Genomic DNA, 19,721 nt, shown 5'->3' on the forward strand with positions numbered 1-19,721 from the left:
CACGCTTATGGCTGCACAGTGCCAGTATCAGTGCTGTTCATAATTTGTGCACCAAAGCCGCCATCACTCCGTGCATTATTGCTTTGCGTGGATTGCGGCGTCACTGCTTGTGGTGTGACAGGCTCTGCCGCTTGCACCGCACGGGCACCACCTGCACCCACCGGATTGGCAGTCGCCGCCACCCCGGAAGGAATCAGGCTATACACCGCATTGGCCGGGCTGATGTTATGCATGATGCGCGGCGTGATCAGCAGCACGATTTCATTTTTGCGCTTGTCCTGATTGCTGTTGCTGAACAGCTTGCCTATAAACGGCAGGTTACCAAGGCCTGGCACGCGGCGTTGTGTTTTCTGCTCATCATCGCGGAACAGCCCTGCCAGGATCTGCGTTTCGTTATTGCGTAACTGCAAGGTGGTATTGGCGTTGCGACTACCGATGGTATACGCCAGCACGCCGGTACTGGTCGTGACCTGGTCGGTAATGTTGCTGACTTCCATGGCGACCTTGATACTGACCTGGTCCTGCATCTGGATCACCGGCTCTACGTCGAGTTTGATACCCACCTCGATGTAGTTCACATTCTGGCTGACAAAGCCCTGGGCGCTGGCGACACTGGTCAATACCGGTATTTTATCGCCGACATGAATCTTGGCGCGATCACGGTTTTTCACACGTATCTTGGGGCTGGCCAGCAGGTTGGTGTCGGTATCCTGGTGCAGCAGGTTTAACACGATAGCGGGATCACTGATGGTAAATACACCGAGGTTGCCGTTAAAATTACGCAACTCTGAGAGCGTCAGTTCGCCGCCTTGTGGCTGGGTGCCGACATTCCCACGCGCATTGCCCTGTACGCCAACACCGATCTGGCTAGGGTACTGTATCCCCAGATTCTCCAGGTTGCGGCGGTTGATTTCCATCACTTCCACTTCGAGCATCACTTCCGGCTCATTGAGGTCCTGAGAGGAAATCAGTTTCTCGGCGACCTTGATCCTGTCCATGGTGTCGCGGATCACCAGTGTATTGAGTTTTTCATCGATATAGATATCGCTCGCCCGCAATACGGTTTTCATCATATTCAGTGCGCGCTTGGCATCCATATGCGTCAAATAGAAACTGCGCACAAACAGCTCCTCATATTGCGCTGCGCGTGAAATCGGATAAATCAGCAGGGTGTTGTCATTCAGTACTTTCTTGCCTAGCTGGTGACTGCTAAGGATGACGTCCAGCGCCTGTTCTATCGGCGTATCGCGCAAAAATACGCTGACACGTATGCCTTCGTTTAACTCCTGGTCAAACGAAAAATTCAGGTTCCCGGCTTTGCCCAGGTACTCGAATGCATTTTTAATCGGCGTATTTTTCAGTTCCAGCGTCACCTTCTTTTTCAGCGACGATTGCACAGGTCGCACGACGCCGACGCGTTCACTTTTTTTCTGTTCCAGTTGCTCAAACAGTTTGCGGCCTTCCACATGCGCTGGCTGCTCGGCCAGCACATTACGTAACAAGAACTCACCACCGGCAAAATCATCGGCTGCTATGGCGGTTTTGACCAATTCTATTTGTGCCGCATGTTTTTGCATCACTGCCACTTTATGCAAACCATCGCTGGCAGCGCGATTGGTGGGTGAAACCTGCAACACCTGCTGATAGATCACAGAAGCCGCCTCGTACTGTTGTGCATCCAGCAAACTGTCCGCCTGTTGCAGCTGTTTCTGCAGCTTTTTCTCTTGCAACAAAGCCAGCCAGTTCTTGTACTGCGGCTGTCGCGGATTAGCTTCTACCAGCGGTTGTAACAATTTGATCGCTTCATCATCCTGGCCACGCGCGGCATAAATCCGCGCTTGCTCGAGGGTGGCATCGCCGGGTGTAGCGGTGGGGAATACATTGCTACAACTGACCAACAGCACGGGACTCAACAACAGGAAAGGCCTGCTTCTTGCAAAAACGCGTTGCCAAAGATTTTTTCTGTTTTTTATTTGCTTATTCAAAACACCACCCCGTTATCCACCTTATCATCCAGCCTGATCTCGAAACGCTCAGCCGCATGTTGCAAAATGACTTTCTGTTGATCGAGAATTGCCACTTTCCAGCCTTCGGCAAAATGGTCGCCTTCATGTAAAACATACTGTTGCTGGCCGTCGGTCAAAAACACCGTCCAGCGCCCATCTTCCTGCAAACGGCCGGCATAGGTATACGGGCTCACCGGTACCGAAACGGCTTCCACGGCCGTATCCGCAGCCGGCATCACCATTGCACTGAATAAATTCACTCCGCTCGCATCATCGGCAACCACCACATCAGGTGGCACGATCGCAGGCTCATCAGCAATCGGCACCGGCATCACTTGCGCCAAAGGCAGACGCTGTTGCACGCGCGGAGAGTCTGCAGTTACTGTATCTGCAGGCTGTTCAGCCTGCTCTACCCACCAGCAAGCCAGCAAGGTGAGTCCCAGCGCGCCCAGCATTAGCCAACGCCGCATCATGCCGGTCTCCGCTTGCGGGTATACAAACTGAACTCAACATAAGCTTCTATCCCGGTTTGCATCACATCACTGCGCTGCAGTTTGAATTGGCTCAACGCCAGGCTGGGGTAAGTCTGTAATACATTGCTCAGGAAGTGCCGCACTTGTAGATAATCGCCTTTCAGCGGCAGTTTGATACGCTGTATCTGCAAAGTGGAATGTTCAATCGGCAGAGATTGAAACTCAGCCCGCTCGAAAATCATGCCCATGGCATCCGCCTGGGCCAGGATCTCGCCACTGATACGTTCAGCTTCATCTTCTGATGGCCACCGCTGCAGCGACTGGGCAGCATTTGACAATGCATTAGCGGTTGCAGAGGTTGCAGGCACATTGGCCGATTTTGAAGCTACAGGCAGTTGTTGCAGCGCTTTTTGAAGCTGGTGTTGCCTGAAAAATGCATGCCCTATCAGCGCGAAAAATATCAACACCACGACCAGCAAAGCCGTGAGCCATCGTTGACCCAAGGGACCTTGCTGCCAACGGAAAAGCAGGCGTTGTACAGGGTGGTTCAAAACTGCCATCCCGCCTCCAGATGCAAGGTTGTCATGATTAATCCGTTCACATCGGTTGATTCACTGGCATTCAATTTGACATCAGCCAGGCCTGCCTGCCGCTTGAGACGCTCGACCAGCGCCCAGCCTTGCCGGCGATGCGGTGCCAGCACCGTCATGCGTATATGTTTTCGCTTGGCATCCGGCGCCAACTGCATCCAGTACAGCTGCGGCTGCTGCACTTTTTCCAGTGTATTTAACAGCGGAATCCATGGTGTCTGGATTTTCAGTTCAGCTTCGGCCAATTCTGCGGCGAGCGCCTGATTAATGGCTAAAGATTGCGCGGTCTGAGTCTTGACCACTGGCGATGTCACAGCCTGACGCGCTGCCAACGCAAGCTTTAAAGCAGCATTCTCATCGGCCAGCCGGATGTAGAAAGCCAACAGCAGGCCTGACAGCACCAGCAATGCCACTCCCAGCAAGAGTGGGCCTAACCCAGGCGCCTTGCCGTGCGCATGATTCAATACCAACCGCCGCATTACGCCAATCTCCTACGTAATTGCTGGTGAAAAGCTTCACCTAACCAATGCACTGGCGCAACATCAATCAGTGAAAATGGCGCCAGGGATTTGGCGGTGACGCCGCTTAGTTGTGCCTGGGATAAAAATACCGGCAGCGCAGCGCGTTCGGAATGAATTATCTGTTCGCGCAGCAAAAACTGGCTCAGGCTTTCGCGCCAATGCGCATCCACCGGCAAGTAACTTATCTGTTGCCATTCCCCCTGCATCAGGCAACCGATTGTCAGGCTGTTGGATTCGCGACTGATGAACCAACCATCCTCAGCAAGCTTTTGCTGACGTATGGTATGTAGCGCCTGGTTAGCAGACAGCATCCACGCCGGTGCAATCACGCCCGGCGTCAAATTGAATTCTGCAAACACTTTCTCTAACTGTTCCGTGAGTCCCGGAGGCACGGCATTGACCAATGTATTCTGCCCAAAACCGCCAGCCTGTGAGCGCAGTTGCCAACCCTGCATTTCCAGGCCAAATGCCTGCTGCAGCCCATGGCTGTAATAAGCTTGTTTTTCAGCCTCGCTGCGAATTTCGGCTTGCCACGGCAGCACCAGCAAGCGCGTAAACTGGTTGGAAAGCACAATCACCACATGCCAGCGTTGCTCTTTAAACGGTGCAAGGTTGTCGCGTAGGGTTTGCCATAAAGCCTCCGGCGGTAATGTATCCTGAGGTTGTCCCGGCAGAGGAAACTGCTGATGGCTGATTAATACGCGCGACCTGCCCGGCCACCATTGGCGTTCAAACGTGAACAGTTCCAGCGCATCACAAGTCACGACTACCCGCAACTCTGGCGCTGTCATTGCCTGCCACCAGCGGCGGCTATCGGTGTAGCGGCAATCGGACCCGGGGTCAGGATAATGCTGTAACACGGTTAATCTCCTGCAAGGTGGTTTCGCCAGCCTGTACCAAAGCCATGCCCGCTTCACGCATGGAACGGGTGCCGGATTTGGCCGCCAGTGCCTTGATCTGGCTGATGGGTGCTTTGGCCACGATCAACTCGCGCATACCATCATCAAACAACAGCAATTCCGCAATGCCTTTACGCCCTTTATAGCCAGTGCCATGACATTGGCCACAGCCCTGGCCTTTTTTAAATTGGTAGTGAGTACTAGCCTTTGCATCCAAGCCCGACTTTGATAGCAATTCCTGATCAGGCTGATCATCTACTTTGCAAAACGGGCAGATCACCCGTATCAGTCGCTGCGCAAGAATAACGTTCACTGCCGACACAAAACTGTAGGCGTCTACTCCCATATTGGTAAAACGGCCGATCACGTCAAACACGTTATTGGCATGCACGGTAGTGAGCACCAGATGCCCGGTCAGGGCCGACTGCACGGCGATTTGCGCGGTCTCGCCATCACGGATTTCCCCGACCATAATCTTGTCCGGATCATGACGCAAAATTGAGCGCAGACCACGGGCAAAGGTGAGGCCTTTTTTCTCGTTGACCGGAATCTGCAATACGCCTGGCAGTTGATATTCCACCGGGTCTTCAATGGTGACAATCTTGTCCTGGCCGGTATTAATCTCGGAAATCATGCCGTATAAAGTGGTGGTTTTCCCGCTACCGGTGGGGCCGGTGACCAGAAACATGCCATAAGGCGCTTCTGCCTGTGTGCGTATCTGACTTAGCATGGCAGGTGCAAACCCGAGTACTTCCAGGCTGATGCCCTGCGCTTCACTCAGGGCTTTACGGTCCAGCACCCTTAACACTGCATCTTCGCCAATCACGCTCGGCATGATGGATACACGCAGATCAATTTCGCGCCCCAGCGCATGCACTTTGCAACGGCCATCCTGCGGGATTCTGCGCTCGGCAATATCCAGTTCCGACATCACTTTGATCCTGGAGATCGCCTGCTCTGCCTGCATCACGCCACTCAGGGCGCCGACTTCATTCAGCACGCCATCAATCCGGTATTTCACGCGCAAGCCATGTACGGTGGATTCCAGGTGAATATCGCTGGCACCTGCCTTTAAAGCATCATATAAAGTGGAGCGCACAAAACGCACCACCGGGCTGCTATCTTCGCTGATGGATTTGAGAGAAAGCTGTTCAACCGGCACCTCGTCTTCGTTAGCCAGCCCATCTTCGGTATGCATCTGGTCCAGCGCACGCATCTGCGATTCGTGAAACTGCAAACAGGTAGCGATATCATTGCGGTGCGCCAGACACCATTGCACTGGTAAGCGCACACTATTCTGCAAACGTAGTTGCAAGCTGTGATCAAAAGGATCTGCAATCACCAGCTTGACCTGCTGGCCTTCATTGTCATCCTGACGTTGATCGCGCATCAACACTGCCTGCATGGCAACTGCCTCGTTAAAACTCAAGCGGTCAAACAATGGCTGCATGGCATTCAGGTCAAGTGCGCTCACTGAGGGGTAATGCATCAAGCGCGCGAGTGCCTGCACAAATGCATCCGGCGATAATTCAGCCAACTCTTCCAGCACCTCGATCACAGGGCGCCCGCTCTGCGCAGCCAGCGTCCTGGCTTCAGACAACCTCTCGGCTGAAAGCGGCTGCGCCTCTGTTCCGGCCAAAGGTAAATCCTGCATATTCATTCAATGGCTCCTTTGGTGTTAGCTAGCCTCACTCGATGGCGCCTTTGGGTCAGGACAGTCATCATTCAATCGCTCCTGCCAGCTCAAAAATCGGCATATACATCAATACCACCACCAGCCCGACAATCAGGCCAATCAACACCATCAGCGTCGGCTCCAGCAACTTGCTCAGCCATTCGACGCGCCTTGCCGTATCTTCGTCATAAAATATGCCTATGCGGCCCAGCATTTCATCCAGCTGACCGGTACGTTCGCCGACACGCAACATACGGTTGGCAATAGAAGTAGTCAGGCCATGTGTTTCCATCGACGAGGATAATTGTTTGCCTTCACGCACTTCGCTAATAACCTTTTGCAGCACTTGCTGCAACTCTTGCGGTAGCAGAGACTGCACCATGCCCAGTGCGGTGAGCAAGGGAATTCCTCCCTGTAACAACATCCCCAGCGTGCGGTAAAAACGCGCCAGCTGGTATATGCGTAATGCTTCGCCGAGGCTGGGGATACTCCACACACGCTGCATGACCCAGATTTTGCTGGCCGGGCGCGAAAATATCAGCCATAGCAACACACTGATGCCTATGGTGCTCATGAATACCAGTTCACCATGGCCTTGCAGCAATTGGCCCCAGCGCAATAGCATGCGGCTGGCCCAAGGCAGGTTATCGCCGCCACTTTCATAAATGGTGCTGAAACGCGGCACCACATAGCCGAGCAAAAACAGCACCACCATTCCGCCAACTACAATCAGCAATACCGGGTAGATAGAGGCAGAAATGATTTTTTTACGGATGGCTTCCACTTGCGCCTGGTAAGCCACATGCCGCCGTAACGCCTGCGCCATATCGCCGGTGCGCTCACTTGCACGGATCAACGCCACGTACAGCGCACTGAACACTTCCGGCTGTAACGCCAGCGCCTGCGACAACGGCAGGCCTTCGTATAAAGAAGTGCTCAGCCGGGTCAACACATAGCGTGACTGGTCATGCTGTTCTTTCTCGGCCAGGCCTTCGATTGCTTCAATCAGGCTGAGACCGGATTCAAGCAAGGCCAGTAACTCCTGGCTGAACAAGCTCAGGTTAAAACTCTGCTTGTTGAATGGCCATTTCGGTAACCAGCCAGCAGCATCCGCCTGGCGAACCTGCAAAATGCCGTAGCCTTGTGACTGGGCCTGCTGACGTGCAGACTGCTGGTCCGGCGCGTCCAGTGACAGCCAGCTGACCTGTGTCCCTTGCATGACTTTTAACTCAAATTTCATGCCTGTTTAATTCCCTCAACCACACCCTATGATTAGCTATCGCTGCACAATAATTCCGGCAGGATCAGCGATGATCCGAACGCTTATGCCAGACCTGAATGCTTACCAGTTGCCGACATCACTATCCGCATCCTGGCCGCCGGTGACGCCATCACTGCCCAGGCTCCATACGTCATAGTCACCATGCTCACCAGGATAGCGGTATTGATATTGCCTTCCCCACGGGTCAGCCGGTACGCCTTTGGCAAGATAAGGGCCCTGCCATTTGGGCTCGTTGTCTGGGTTACGATTCAGCGCTGCCAGGCCTTGCTCACTGGTGGGGTAATGCCCGACATCCAGGCGATAGGTATCCAGCGCGCGTGACAGCGCTTCAATTTGCGCCTTGGCTGTTTTGGTTTCCGACTTACCGATCTGCGCAAAATACTTGGGACCGACATAGCCGGCCAGCAAACCGATAATCACCATCACCACCAGCAACTCCAGTAAGGTAAAGCCTGATTGTTTAATTATTTTCAACATATTTCCCCTTCTATGAATGCATTATTTCTTAGCGACAAATAACTGGCTGACCCGGCTCAATGCATCCAGCGTCAACAAACCACTGCTAAATTGCAGGTTCACCCAGTCACTGATCAGGCTGTAATAGGCCTTGGTCAGCGACAGTTGATTGGTAAATAATTTCTGCTGCGCATCCAGCACTTCATGATTGGTTTTAAACCCGGCCTGGAAACCTTTCTGCGTGCCATCCAAAGCTACTTTCGCAGATTGCACCGCCTGCTGGTAAGCGGTGATGGATTGTTGTTGCGCGATCATGTTCTGGTAATACTTGCGCACATTGAATTCGATCTCGCGCGACTTGGCAGTCATGGTTTCTTCACTGGCGGTGAGGCGGCTGGCACTCTGGCGCACATTGGCATTGACATAACCGCCGGCAAACAGCGGCACATTCATTTGTAAGGCGATAGTGGAAGTATCAAAGCGGGAACCCAGCGTATTGTTGCTATCGTTCTGGCTGTAAGAGCGCACGCCAACCAGGTCCAGCGTCGGATAATGTCCGGCCAGTTTCTTTTCAACATCTTTTCGGGCGACATCTATATCCAGCGTCGCCGCTAACAATTCCGGGTGATGCTGGCGCGCAGTGTCTATCCAGTGTTCCACGCTGTATTCAGAAGCAGTCAAGGTATTCAAACCACCTACCAGCAACTCAGCCGACAGCGCATGCGTCGCCCCTGTCAATATCTGCATACTTTGCTGATTGGAAAGTAAATCGTTGGCCGCCTGGATTTTCTCGACTTTGGCTATATCCAGATTGGATTGCGCTTCGTTGACTTCCACAATGGTGCCGCTGCCACGCTGATAGCGCTGCTCCGCCTGACGCAGTTGCTGGCCGACCGCATCCAGTTTGTTTTGCTGCAAATTCACGCGGTCCTGTGCATACAGCGTTTCCAGGTATACCGACACCAGTTTGAGGATCAGCTTGGCATTTTCCTGTTCAAGCAATGATTCCTGCGCGCTGACATAAGACTTGGCGCCGCCATAAATGGCAAAGGTTTCCTTGTTGTACAAAGGCTGGCGGACGGTGAGGCTGTAATTTTCCAGCTCATAATTCAGCTCAGAATTCAACGCGCCTATACTGGTCTGCGTGGTGCGGTCAGTGTTGCCGCGGCCGCGCATCAACCCCAGTTGCACTTTGGGGTAAAACAGCGCTTTTGCCTTGGTCAATTCTTCACGCTCGGCTTCGGTATTGGCGAGTGCTGCACGGAAATCCGCATTATGCATCGCAGCCAATTGATACAAACCATTGAGGTCATCTTGCGAATGTGCAGGCAGACAACACAGATACAAACTCCAGACAGCTAAAGCTTTTAATGCATACTTCTTAGGCATTATTCTTCCTTCATCGAAGCAGCCAACCGCTTGCTCAACGGATGCATCCAGTAGTCCCACAACGTGCGTTCACCAGTTTTAATGACGACCTGTACCGGCATACCCGGTTGTAACTGGCGACCTTGCAAGGCCTTGGTACCCTTTTCGGTCAGCACAATTCTGGCTAAATAGTAACTTTGGCTGCCTTCAGCCGTCGCCGCAGGTTTGCTCAGTAAATCTTTCGATACTGATTTCAATTTGCCTTCCGCCAGCAATTGCGGGCTATTGGCAAAAGTGGAGAAACGCACATCCGCTGCCTGTCCGGTATGGATCTTGTCGATTAAATGCGGAGGAATCTGCGCATCGACAATGAGCGATTCGCCGGACGGCACAATATCCATTAGCTTCTGCCCTGGCTGAATGATGGCGCCCAAGGTGTGCACCTGCAAACCCACCACCTGACCCGATGCCGGCGAACGGATTTCGGTACGGCCTAGCTCATCGCGCAACGCCAGTACCTTTTGCGCATCGGCTTCTACCTGCAATTTCACCTGCGCCATCTCGGCATCCATCTCTTTGCGCTCTAACTGGTTGCGCTGGTTGATCTGCTGTTGCAATTCCATGATCGCCCGTTGCGCGCGGATAATATTCGCTTGCGTATTGGCGCGTTCACCGTGCAAAGCCGCCACGCGCTGTTCAAGGTCATTCTGCTGGTTGCGTGGCGCATAGCCTTCGGCCGTCAGCCCGCGCACACCCTGCAACTGGTCTTCAAGCAAAGTGAGTTGTGATTCGTGGCTGGAAAGCATGCCTTTATATCCCTGCACCATGGCTTCGTAACCAGCGATAGATTCCCGTTTACCGGCAATATCAGCGGCTAAAGCTGACGTCCGCGCTGCCAGCAATTGGGACTGGTTACGCATTTGTTGCTGTATCAATGGGTCGTTCTGTTGCTTCAGCAAATCCGGATGGAACTCAATCACACTATGATGCAATTGCTCGGCACGCAGACGGTCTTCCTGGGCACGCAAGCCCGCGTAGCGTTGGCGCACTTCTTCATATCGCGCTTTGCTGGCCATATCATCCAGCTTGAATAACAGGTCGCCGGCTTTCACTTCCTGGCCTTCGTGCACCAGCAAGGCGCTGACGATACCGCCGGTAAAATGCTGCACCACTTTGTGGTTGCTCTCGATGCTGATTTGCCCTTCAGTCGGCACCCCTTCATCGAGCGGCGCATATGCTGCCCAGGCCACGAAACCAATGATGCCAGCAAGCAATATCAGCGCCCCTTTCCTGGTGTGGCATGTATGTTGAGCATAGCTTTCAATCGCATGCACATTATCGGGAACAACGGTGGCCATGGTTACAGACATAGGGTTTCCGGCAGGTAATTAGGGTTTAAAGATATGTGGTGTACATGCATAGCGCTAAACTCAGGCGGATTCCGTCGCAATATTCGTAGCAGCAGATTGCAGTTGATTCAGGTAGGCAATGCCGGCATCGCGCGGGCCATGATGAACCACTTCGCCGCGCTTGAGGATCAGCAGATCGTCAGTGACTTTGAGTACGCCCGAACGATGGGTCACCACCACAATGGTGGTATTGATCGTTTTTAAAGCTTGCAGCAATTCCATCAGCCGCGCTTCACCAAACTCATCCAGGCTGGCATTCGGCTCATCCAGCACTAATAAAGGCGGTTCCTTGTAAATGGCACGGGCCAGCCCCAGCAATTGGCGTTGACCACCGGATAGCGGCAAGCCCTGCTCATCGAGCCGGGTATCGTAACCCTGCGGCAGGCGCAGAATGGCTTCATGCAGGCCAACGCGCTGGCAAGCCAGGAGTATGTGCTGGCTTTCAAGCGCACCAAAACGGGCGACGTTTTCGGCAATCGTGCCTTCCAGCAGGGAGACTTGTTGTGGCAAATAACCTATGCCAGCCAGCAGGGTGCGGGCATTATTCGCCTGTATGGCTGACTGATTGATTTGATATTTCCCGGTATGTGGTGAAACGACCCCCACCAGCAACCGCGCCAAGGTGCTTTTACCGGAACCTGACGGGCCCATGATGCACAATAACCTTCCTGGCAAAATACTCAGGTTAAGGCTATTTAATATGCGCCGTGACTGGAGCTCTACCGTCACCGATTCCAGCTGTAAATGATAAGGGCGCTGTAACGGCTGTGTGGCTGGGAGTGCTCGCAGGTTTTCCTGGCGGCTTTTTAGGATCAAATGCAGATCGCTCGCCGCAGTATTGGCCTGCAACCACTGGCGCCAGCTATGCACAATCACATCAAACGGCTGCAAGGCGCGTGCGATCAGTACATTCGAGGCAATCATGGAACCGACACTGATCTGGCCTTTAATGGTCAACCAGGCGGCAATCGCCAGCATCAGCGATTGCATGGTGTAACGCACCCACTTATTCACAAACTGGCTGCGGTCACTGGCAGCCAGCCATACGCTTTCGGCTTGTGATTGTTCGGCCAGCAGTGCCTGCCAGCGCTCACGCAAAGTTTGCGACATGCCCAGCACATGGCTGGTTTGCAGATGGCGAATTTTCTGCTGGATAAAGTTTTCAGTGAATTGTTTGGTTTGCTGCGCTTGCTGTGCCGGACCGGCAATCACCTTCTGGTTCCAGAATGCTACCAGGCACTGGACCAGGCAAAACACAATCGCTGTCGCCCCAAGCACCGGATGCAGCACAAATAACACCGAGATATATACCACGCTCCACGGCATATCCAGCATGGCAAACAAGCCTTGCCCGGTCATAAACTGCCTGACGGTGGTGAGCTGCTGCAAAGACTGCACCGGCGACTGTGTTTGCGTGGTGCGAGTATCAAAAATGGCAGAGAAAATCTGTTTGCCATAAGTGAGATCAAACTGCACACCGGTTTTAATCGCATACAGGTTACGCAACCAGTCGGCGCCTGCCATCAATATCAGCAAACCGGCGGTCAGCGCAGTCACCGCTACCAGCGTCAAGGTATTCCGGCTCTGCATCACGCGGTCATACAACTGCAGCATATAAAGCGTAGGCACCAGCATCAACACATTGGTCAGCAGGCTGAGCCATGCCATCTGGATAAATTGCGCGCGGAACGGTTTGACCAGCGCCCATACTGAGTTTTTAATCGCCGTCTTCATGGTTGTGCTGCTTTCACTACTTGCGGCTTAGCAGTTTGCGGTTTGACGGCTCTTGCTTTAGCTTTTTCCGCTTTTGCAGCATCTTGTTGAAAACTCGCCATCACATCATGCGGCTTGCCGTAGCGGATCATTTGCCCCTGGCACATCACCAGCATAAAGTCCGCGATATTCAGGATGTGCTGCAAGTGGCTGATAATAATAAAGGTAGTACCCTGCTGTTTCAGGCGCGCAATCGCCTGCTGAAAGGTGCGCTCGGCAGCGGTGTCGAGGTTGGCATTCGGTTCATCCAGTACCACAATACGCGGGTTGCCATATAGCGCACGCGCAAGGCCAAGCAATTGCCGCTCACCGCCGGACAAAGGCACACCGGATTGACCAATCAGCGTATTCAATCCTTCCGGTAACTGGTTGATCCAGTCAGCCAATCGCAGCAGGGCTATCACTTCGGATAATGCCTGTTTGTCCGGGCTCTGGAAGCGACAAATATTATCGATCACCCGGCCATCAAACAGGTCTACCTCCTGTGCCAGGTATCCCACATATGGCCCTAATCTGTTTTTGTCCCAGCCGTGCACATCGACGCCGTCATAACGCACGCGGCCACTGGTTGGCGCGACCAGACCCACCAGTAATTTTGCCAGGGTGGTTTTACCGGATGCCGAAGCACCCGCGACCACTAGCACGTTTCCGGCAGGCAGGTTAAATTGCACCTGGCGGATAAACACTTCTGCCTGGGCTTTACCCGCTTGCGGCTGGGCATAAGCCAGTTGGTCAACGGAAATAGCGCCGGTTGGCGGAGGCAACACCAGCCCTTCGGCTTTTTGCGCAGCACCGGCAAACAGGCTTTCAATCCGCTGCCATGCAGTCCACGCCTGCTCATAGGTTTTCCAGTGACCCACGCATTGCACCAGTGGCGACAGCACCCTGGCTGCGAGAATAGAGGCCACAATCATCATCGCGCCGCCATTGAACAATTGACCTTCAATAAACAGGTAGCAGGCCAGGCCAAGGATCAGGCTGGTTTGCATGGTCTGCAACCAGCGCGAAGCCGCTGAATTTTTGCCTGCCAGCTCGGAAGCCTGTGCCTGTTGCCATAAAAAACCGTGCTGGCTTTGCAACCAGCGCTGCTCTAACGGTGCCATCATTTGCATGGCCTGCATCACGTCTGAATGACGGCTGATACTGGCAAAATAACGGTGGGATTCCATGGCATGCTGATTGGCCTGCTTCATCATGGGCGCAACGCGAGCCTGGTTTTGCACAGTTAACACTAACTGGATAAATAAACCCAAAAGCGTCAGCACGCCCAATGCAGGATGAATCAGGAACACCGCCATCAGGAAAATCAGGCAGAAAGGCGCATCCACCAGACCAAGCAAGGCAGAAGAATGCAATGTACTTTTGAGGGTAGAAAAATCGGAAAACACTTGCTGCGCCGGGAACTCCGGCATGGATAATTTGGCGGTAAACACACGCTCAAATAATCGTTGTTGCAGTGATTTTTCAAAATGATAAGAGGCAGATTGCAGAAGGCGGCGGCGTTGCCACTCCAGCGCTTCCATCACCAGGTAGGCAAATGCGGCCATCAAGGTCAGCATCAATAATGTAGACACATTACGGCTGTTAATGACACGGTCATACACCTCCAGCATATACCAGGAGGGTACTAAAATTAGCAGGTTTGTCACGACGCCAAACAGCCACACTTTGCGCCAGATAGGCCAAAGTGCAGACATGACTTGTTTCATGGTTTCAGATTGCGACAACATGTTCACCAAGTATTTCTATAAACAAAACTACGGACGGCAAGCCGCCCGTAGCTATCGCAATTAAACGATGATGAAGTCCGAAGTAGACAGTGTGTTCACACCAGTCAGAATCGCAATATCTACCTTCGCACCGCTACCATTACCATCAGCGTCATAGCTGAGTGTTTTAGTAGTAGTGTTGTAAACCAGGTAGTCATTGCTATCCTGTGCAGTACCGGTAGAGTTCACGCGCAGCATGCTGGCATTGAAACCTGCCAGGTTGCTGTACTGGTCAAGATGCAGTTCCAGCTTGTCAGTACCACGGGTGAAGTCAGTGATGGTATCCACACCGGTCAGGTTGAATGCAGTGTTGGTGTAAGTCTGCACAGAGGTGGCAGAGCCGGTAACTACTTGCTCATACACTTTACCGAATACAAACTTGTCAGCACCGCCACCACCAGTCAGCGTGTCGTTACCGCCATTGCCGACAAACACGTCAGCCTTGCTGGTACCGATAAATGTCTGCTGGTTGGCATTGCCTTCAAAACGCAGGCCATTGGTCGTCAGGCCGGAAGCATCAACCACTACATTGTTGATGGTGCCGCCGTTGTTACCCAGGGTGTTGGAAAGGTCAGCTACTGTGCCGTTGGCTTTGAAGTAGTAGTGGTCGTTGAGCAATTGCAGGTCTGTATTTTCAACATTCAAACGACCTACTGTACCGCCCACTTGTACGACTTCCATTGATTTGAAGTTGTCGTTGTTGAGCACAACAGTACCATTGGCTTTGGTGTTGGCACCGATACCAGTCGTGATGCGCAATGTATCCACGCCATCACCACCAACGATCACATCGTGTTTAGCGCCAGTAGCGATCCACTCTTTGTTACCGTCATCTGCTTTGGAAGTCGTGCCTTGCACACCGCTACCAAAACCGCCGATCACAAAAATGTCATCGCCTGTACCGCCATCGAGGTAGTCAGCACCGCCATGACCGATCAACAGGTCATTGCCGCCGTTACCGTAAACAGTGTCATCACCCAGACGCATGGTTGCGTAATCAACACCTTCGCTACCCTGTACGATTTCATGCGCGTCGCTGCCTTCGTTGGCACCGTCGATACGAGTGAAGCTACCAGCTACACCTTCAGAAGCGTCGTAAGTGACATCAACGTTGTGGTAAATGTGAGCAACAGAGAAGTCATCCACTTCAAATACCGCTTTATCGTAGGTGACTGGAGAGGCTCCAACGATGGAAGCGGCTGGTACAAACTCTTCTTCTTCAAACTCAAGTTCCACTGTGACGTTTTCAACATCGCCACCAGCTACGCCGTGAATTTGATAACCAGGGTTTATAAATTCGCGACCAAGCGACTCCCCGTTTTCTTCCAGTTGTTCATTAGTTAGGGTTATGCTTACGCCACTTGCAAGCTCAATCCGCTCAATACCTGCAAACTCAATTTCTTCAAACTCGCCTGACTTAGTAAACTCTAATGTATCAACAGCGTTGTAGCCGGCAATCGTTGTGGCAAATGTACTGATAGCTGATGAACCTGGACGCGTAACAATGTTAAGACGTACATCTGTTTCAGTTTCTAACGCTACTTCCAAATCCTCTATTTCGCTTCGAGTATCAGTGACCGTATCATAAACCGTGCCATCATCATCTTCTACGTCGGTATAGCGCGCTTCTTCACCTTGGTTATCTAAGTCAGATACCCCGCCGATAATGGTTACACCAGTGGCATTTTCTTCTTCACCAATTACAAAGGTATCATTACCTTCACCACCAAGAGCGGTATCGCTAGAAGTTACATAGATCAAATTACCAACAACCGTCTCATCTCCAGCGGTGGCACCACCAGCGGAAATCAAATCTTCGCCTTCACCACCATCAATGATATCATCGCCATCGCCGCTATCAATAATGTCATTGCCGGACCCACCAGAGATAATGTCATTACCAGATCCAGTATTTACATAATCATTACCGTCACCAGCGTCAATGTAGTTATTACCATCACCCGCATAAATTTGATCGTCGCCACTGCCACCAGAAATAACATCATTGCCAGACCCAGAGCCAATAAAATCGTTACCATCGCCACCGGACAAAACATTATTGCCTCCACCGGCGTCTATCACATCATCACCGGCACCGCCCGATATCACATCGTTTCCACTACCGGCATAAATTTGATCATTGCCGCCGCCACCAGAAACAATATTGTTACCTTCCCCAGCATCAATAAAATTATCTAAACTGTTACCGACGATATAATCGGAACTGGCCGTACCTGTATATTCGGTTTCTGTTGCATTAAATACTTTATATGCCATTTTTATATCCTTTAAAAAACATTAAATTGCTGAGTTACGCTATCTAACGTTACAATGGACAGGCATTTATGGCTGCCTGTAACACCAATTCACAACATCACCTTTAAGCACCTTAGCCGTCTTGAATGATGATTATTGTTGAATCCAATTGGCAGCTGTAAATGCACCTTCAGCAGGCCAAGTTCCTATCCCAATATTAGAATTTATCTACTGTTCCTTCTACGGGAACTAATCCCGACACAGAGATTTCTTTTGGCTCAAGCCCACTTTGCCCAGTGGTTCTTAATCGTATTGCGCCACTTTTAGGCACCGGATCTTGAGCATCGCAAGGATATTTAGTATAAAAAATTGATGAGTGCTCTCTGGTGACTCCATCTGCATCTTTAAAACTTACATCGGTCGTAAAGTCGACCCAATTCTCACTAAAACTTGCAGTATTTCTTTCGCTGATTGCAGTGTTTGCCGCAGGTGCATCTTTAACGGATGGCAACTGTGTGTTTAGCGGCGTAGTTTTTACGCTAGTAAATGTTCTTCCTGCCCTAAACAAAACTTCTGCGTTACCACCTATATCCGCGTGCGGCTGCTTATGAAAGTAGGCCACGGATATTTTTTTTCCAGCAAATCCCGCGCGTGCAATATCATTTACTTCCAAGTACTTTCCATTTGCCAAAGGTGCGTCCTTCATTTGCAAATGAGCTCCCAATATGCATTCTGTATTTTCTTTATTGCGCCATATAGCATCTGTCAGCACTGCTACATCAGGTCGATCGCCACCTTCGGGTTTTGGTATCTCCACATCGCTTACCATTATTCCCACCAACCTAAATCCATCTATTGGAGCGTAAGTAGGACTTTTTAATAAATCTTCACTACTTACTGCGCATGTATTGCGACTGTCTTCGTTAGGCACTGTAGACGCCGATAAACCGTAATCACCTGTTGGATTACACAATATATAAGCCGACTGAACATTTGCAGCGTTTGGTAATGCAACGAAACCTTTTTCCGCATTAACTCCAGTACTCATTGCAGCATAAAAAAAACCAACAAAGACGCAATCAATTAATCTCATTTATAACTCTCGAATCACAATCAAAACTGAGAAACATGCACAGCGGTAATACCGCTGTGCATCTAAACAATTTAATTGGCTATTTATTTATGGAGCTGTACTTGTACCAGGAGCACGAGAAGTTCCTGTCACAATGATCCATGGTTGTGTTTCTTGACCGGTTTGACGAATCTTGAAATTACCGGATGTTGCAGTTGTAGCACCTGTTGCGCAAGCCTGCTTGATGTACATGTTGGGAGATGATGGGTTGGTTGAACCATCCTCATCTACACCAGCAGTTACATCAGTGGTGAAATCCACCCAGTTGTGGGTTGTGCTAAATGGTGCATCTTGTTGACCTGCGGTAGGAACAACAGTACCTGGGGCTGGGCCAGAAGGTGTACCAGTAGGTCCGGCTGTTTGGCCTACACCGGTAATTTCAGTACCCAATGTTGCACTTGTTGTTGGCAAAGGTTTGAAACCAGTAGCAACAGAAGCGCCGCCAATCACGTTCGGTTGCATTTGCACAGATGTAAACGTACGCCCCGCACGGTACACTGATCCAAAGTTAGTTGCTTGCTTTGCATATGCAACCGACACAGTGCCTGTATAACCACCAAACGCAAAGTCATTTACTTCCAGCTTTTGAGTACCTGAGGCTTGTGGGTTGTAGTCAGTGGTTGATGAATTAGACATCAGCACTTGCTTGCCATAGATACACTCACCGGTAGTACTATTTCTCCACACACGCTCATTTAAAGTAGCTACAGGGTCAGAAAAGTAGCTAATAGAAGAAGTAACTGTACCTGCGGCAAAAACTGCAAAACCTGTTTCTGGCACAGCTGTAAACAAAAGTGTAGTGCCGATACCGTTTGGAGCAGCACATAAGCTATCGGTTGTTGGTGGAACTGAAGAATCCGATTGAGCACCAAAATTACTTGCAGTACGGCAAGTAGTATATGCACTGGTACCTGAAGTTGGCAGTGTCACAAAACCAGCTGCCGCTTGTGTAGAAATCATACCTAAAACGCTTAATACTGCTAAATTCAACTTAACGTTTTTCATGCTAGTTCCTTTTCACGTTACAATTAGCAGGCATTTGTGGCTGCCTGCAGCACCAATTCACCTTAATCTTTCTAGCGCCTTGTAAGTACTAATCTGATTACGGTCGAATGTATTAACTGGGCAGTTGCAAATGCCCAGTATTTTTTTAGCCAACCTTATAAAAAAATTGCCCACTTTGTGATTCTTAAGGGGCAATAGATGTACTTGGTGCCCGTGAGCGGGTCGTCACTACAACCCATGGCTGATAGGCGCGACCCGTTTGACGTAGTTTCATGCTATCCGCCACCAAACTTGTATTTGCATTAGCACAGGCTTGCTTTATATACATGTTAGGTGACGATGGTTTTAGAGGCATTCCTTCTGGGCTAGTACCAGCGCTAGCATAGGTAGTAAAGTCCACCCAATTAGCACTGAGAGGGGCTTCCTGCTGTGAAACAGTTGGTATAACTGAGCAGGGTGTAGCCACCCCTACACCATTGATTTCGGTTCCAGGCGCTCCACCGATGGAAGGCTTCTGCAAAAAACCCGAACATAGCGCACCATTAGGACCATGCTGTCTCTGAACAGAGGTAAAAGTGCGACCTATTCTAATAACCGAAGAATAATTAGAAGATGCTTTAGCATATGCAACGCTTACAGTTCCGGCATAGCCGCCAAAAGCAAAATCATTCACTTCAAGAGCGTCAACGCCTGGATCGTAAGGGTTGTAATCATTTACGGATGAGAGCGACATTAACACTTGCTTTCCATAGATACACTCTCCAGTACTAGAATTTCTCCATACCCGTTCATTTAAAGTAGCTAACGGGTCTGAGAAATAAGAAATAGGGGAGCTAAAGGTTTGTGCGGCAAATAACGAAAAACCTGCTTCTGGAATATTTCCGAATAAAAGTGAAGTATTCACCCCATTAGGCGAAACACATGCACTATCGGCAGCAGGGGGATAGCTGTTTTCCCACATTCCATTTCCCGAGCGGCAACTAACATAAACACTAGCGCCGGAGATAGGTAGCGTTTCAAAACCAGCAGCCTTCAATTCCTGGGTAATCAAACTTGCCAATACCGCTGATAAAACCCACAACAAAGACTTTTCAAATTTCATCTTAT

Annotated in this window: 16 protein-coding genes; all 16 read right to left on the minus strand. The window is 51.0% G+C overall.

From position 1 onward, the window contains the following. Window positions 1-5: 5 nt before the first annotated feature. Window positions 6-1,985 (minus strand): type II and III secretion system protein, encoded by a 1,980-nt coding sequence (locus ASG34_RS05465; protein ID WP_082504815.1) that lies wholly within the window; start codon window positions 1,983-1,985, stop codon window positions 6-8. Continuing rightward, window positions 1,982-2,479 (minus strand): hypothetical protein, encoded by a 498-nt coding sequence (locus ASG34_RS05470; protein WP_055827748.1) that lies wholly within the window; start codon window positions 2,477-2,479, stop codon window positions 1,982-1,984. Before ASG34_RS05470 ends, ASG34_RS05465 begins: the two co-directional genes overlap by 4 nt. Beyond that, window positions 2,476-3,039, minus strand: coding sequence for a hypothetical protein (locus ASG34_RS05475; RefSeq protein WP_055827750.1), 564 nt, complete (start codon window positions 3,037-3,039; stop codon window positions 2,476-2,478). Before ASG34_RS05475 ends, ASG34_RS05470 begins: the two co-directional genes overlap by 4 nt. Beyond that, window positions 3,027-3,548, minus strand: coding sequence for a hypothetical protein (locus tag ASG34_RS05480; protein ID WP_055827754.1), 522 nt, complete (start codon window positions 3,546-3,548; stop codon window positions 3,027-3,029). Before ASG34_RS05480 ends, ASG34_RS05475 begins: the two co-directional genes overlap by 13 nt. Further along, window positions 3,548-4,450, minus strand: coding sequence for a hypothetical protein (locus ASG34_RS05485; protein WP_055827757.1), 903 nt, complete (start codon window positions 4,448-4,450; stop codon window positions 3,548-3,550). The genes ASG34_RS05480 and ASG34_RS05485 overlap by 1 nt, the downstream gene beginning before the upstream one ends. Beyond that, on the minus strand, window positions 4,431-6,149 hold the full coding sequence (locus ASG34_RS05490) for a GspE/PulE family protein (RefSeq protein WP_055827760.1): 1,719 nt from the start codon (window positions 6,147-6,149) through the stop codon (window positions 4,431-4,433). The genes ASG34_RS05485 and ASG34_RS05490 overlap by 20 nt, the downstream gene beginning before the upstream one ends. Before the next feature lie 61 nt (window positions 6,150-6,210). After that, window positions 6,211-7,404: a type II secretion system F family protein gene (locus ASG34_RS05495; RefSeq protein ID WP_055827763.1), complete on the minus strand. Its 1,194-nt coding sequence runs from the start codon at window positions 7,402-7,404 to the stop codon at window positions 6,211-6,213. A gap of 102 nt (window positions 7,405-7,506) precedes the next feature. Next, window positions 7,507-7,923, minus strand: coding sequence for a type II secretion system major pseudopilin GspG (gene gspG, locus ASG34_RS05500; RefSeq protein ID WP_055827766.1), 417 nt, complete (start codon window positions 7,921-7,923; stop codon window positions 7,507-7,509). Window positions 7,924-7,944: 21 nt separating this feature from the next. Further along, window positions 7,945-9,291 carry a TolC family outer membrane protein gene (locus ASG34_RS05505; RefSeq protein ID WP_055827769.1) on the minus strand — a complete coding sequence of 449 codons (1,347 nt, stop codon included), beginning with the start codon at window positions 9,289-9,291 and terminating at the stop codon, window positions 7,945-7,947. After that, window positions 9,291-10,640, minus strand: coding sequence for an HlyD family type I secretion periplasmic adaptor subunit (locus ASG34_RS05510; protein ID WP_235559675.1), 1,350 nt, complete (start codon window positions 10,638-10,640; stop codon window positions 9,291-9,293). Before ASG34_RS05510 ends, ASG34_RS05505 begins: the two co-directional genes overlap by 1 nt. A gap of 60 nt (window positions 10,641-10,700) precedes the next feature. Then, a complete protein-coding gene (locus ASG34_RS05515) occupies window positions 10,701-12,413 on the minus strand; it encodes a type I secretion system permease/ATPase (protein WP_055827773.1) in 1,713 nt (570 codons plus the stop codon). Next, on the minus strand, window positions 12,410-14,149 hold the full coding sequence (locus tag ASG34_RS05520; protein ID WP_235559676.1) for a type I secretion system permease/ATPase: 1,740 nt from the start codon (window positions 14,147-14,149) through the stop codon (window positions 12,410-12,412). Before ASG34_RS05520 ends, ASG34_RS05515 begins: the two co-directional genes overlap by 4 nt. Before the next feature lie 93 nt (window positions 14,150-14,242). Further along, entirely contained in the window at window positions 14,243-16,498 is a 2,256-nt protein-coding gene (locus ASG34_RS05525; RefSeq protein WP_055827779.1) for a calcium-binding protein, read from the minus strand. Window positions 16,499-16,694: 196 nt separating this feature from the next. Continuing rightward, window positions 16,695-17,570, minus strand: a complete 876-nt coding sequence (locus tag ASG34_RS05530; RefSeq protein WP_056301976.1) for a hypothetical protein — start codon at window positions 17,568-17,570, stop codon at window positions 16,695-16,697. An 87-nt stretch (window positions 17,571-17,657) separates the two neighbouring features. After that, the gene (locus ASG34_RS05535) at window positions 17,658-18,614 is read right to left on the minus strand and encodes a hypothetical protein (protein WP_055827783.1); all 957 of its coding nucleotides are present in this window, start codon (window positions 18,612-18,614) and stop codon (window positions 17,658-17,660) included. A gap of 184 nt (window positions 18,615-18,798) precedes the next feature. Beyond that, window positions 18,799-19,716, minus strand: a complete 918-nt coding sequence (locus ASG34_RS05540; protein WP_055827785.1) for a hypothetical protein — start codon at window positions 19,714-19,716, stop codon at window positions 18,799-18,801. Window positions 19,717-19,721: the final 5 nt, after the last annotated feature.

Source organism: Methylophilus sp. Leaf416 (assembly GCF_001424665.1).
Taxonomy (GTDB): Bacteria; Pseudomonadota; Gammaproteobacteria; order Burkholderiales; family Methylophilaceae; genus Methylophilus.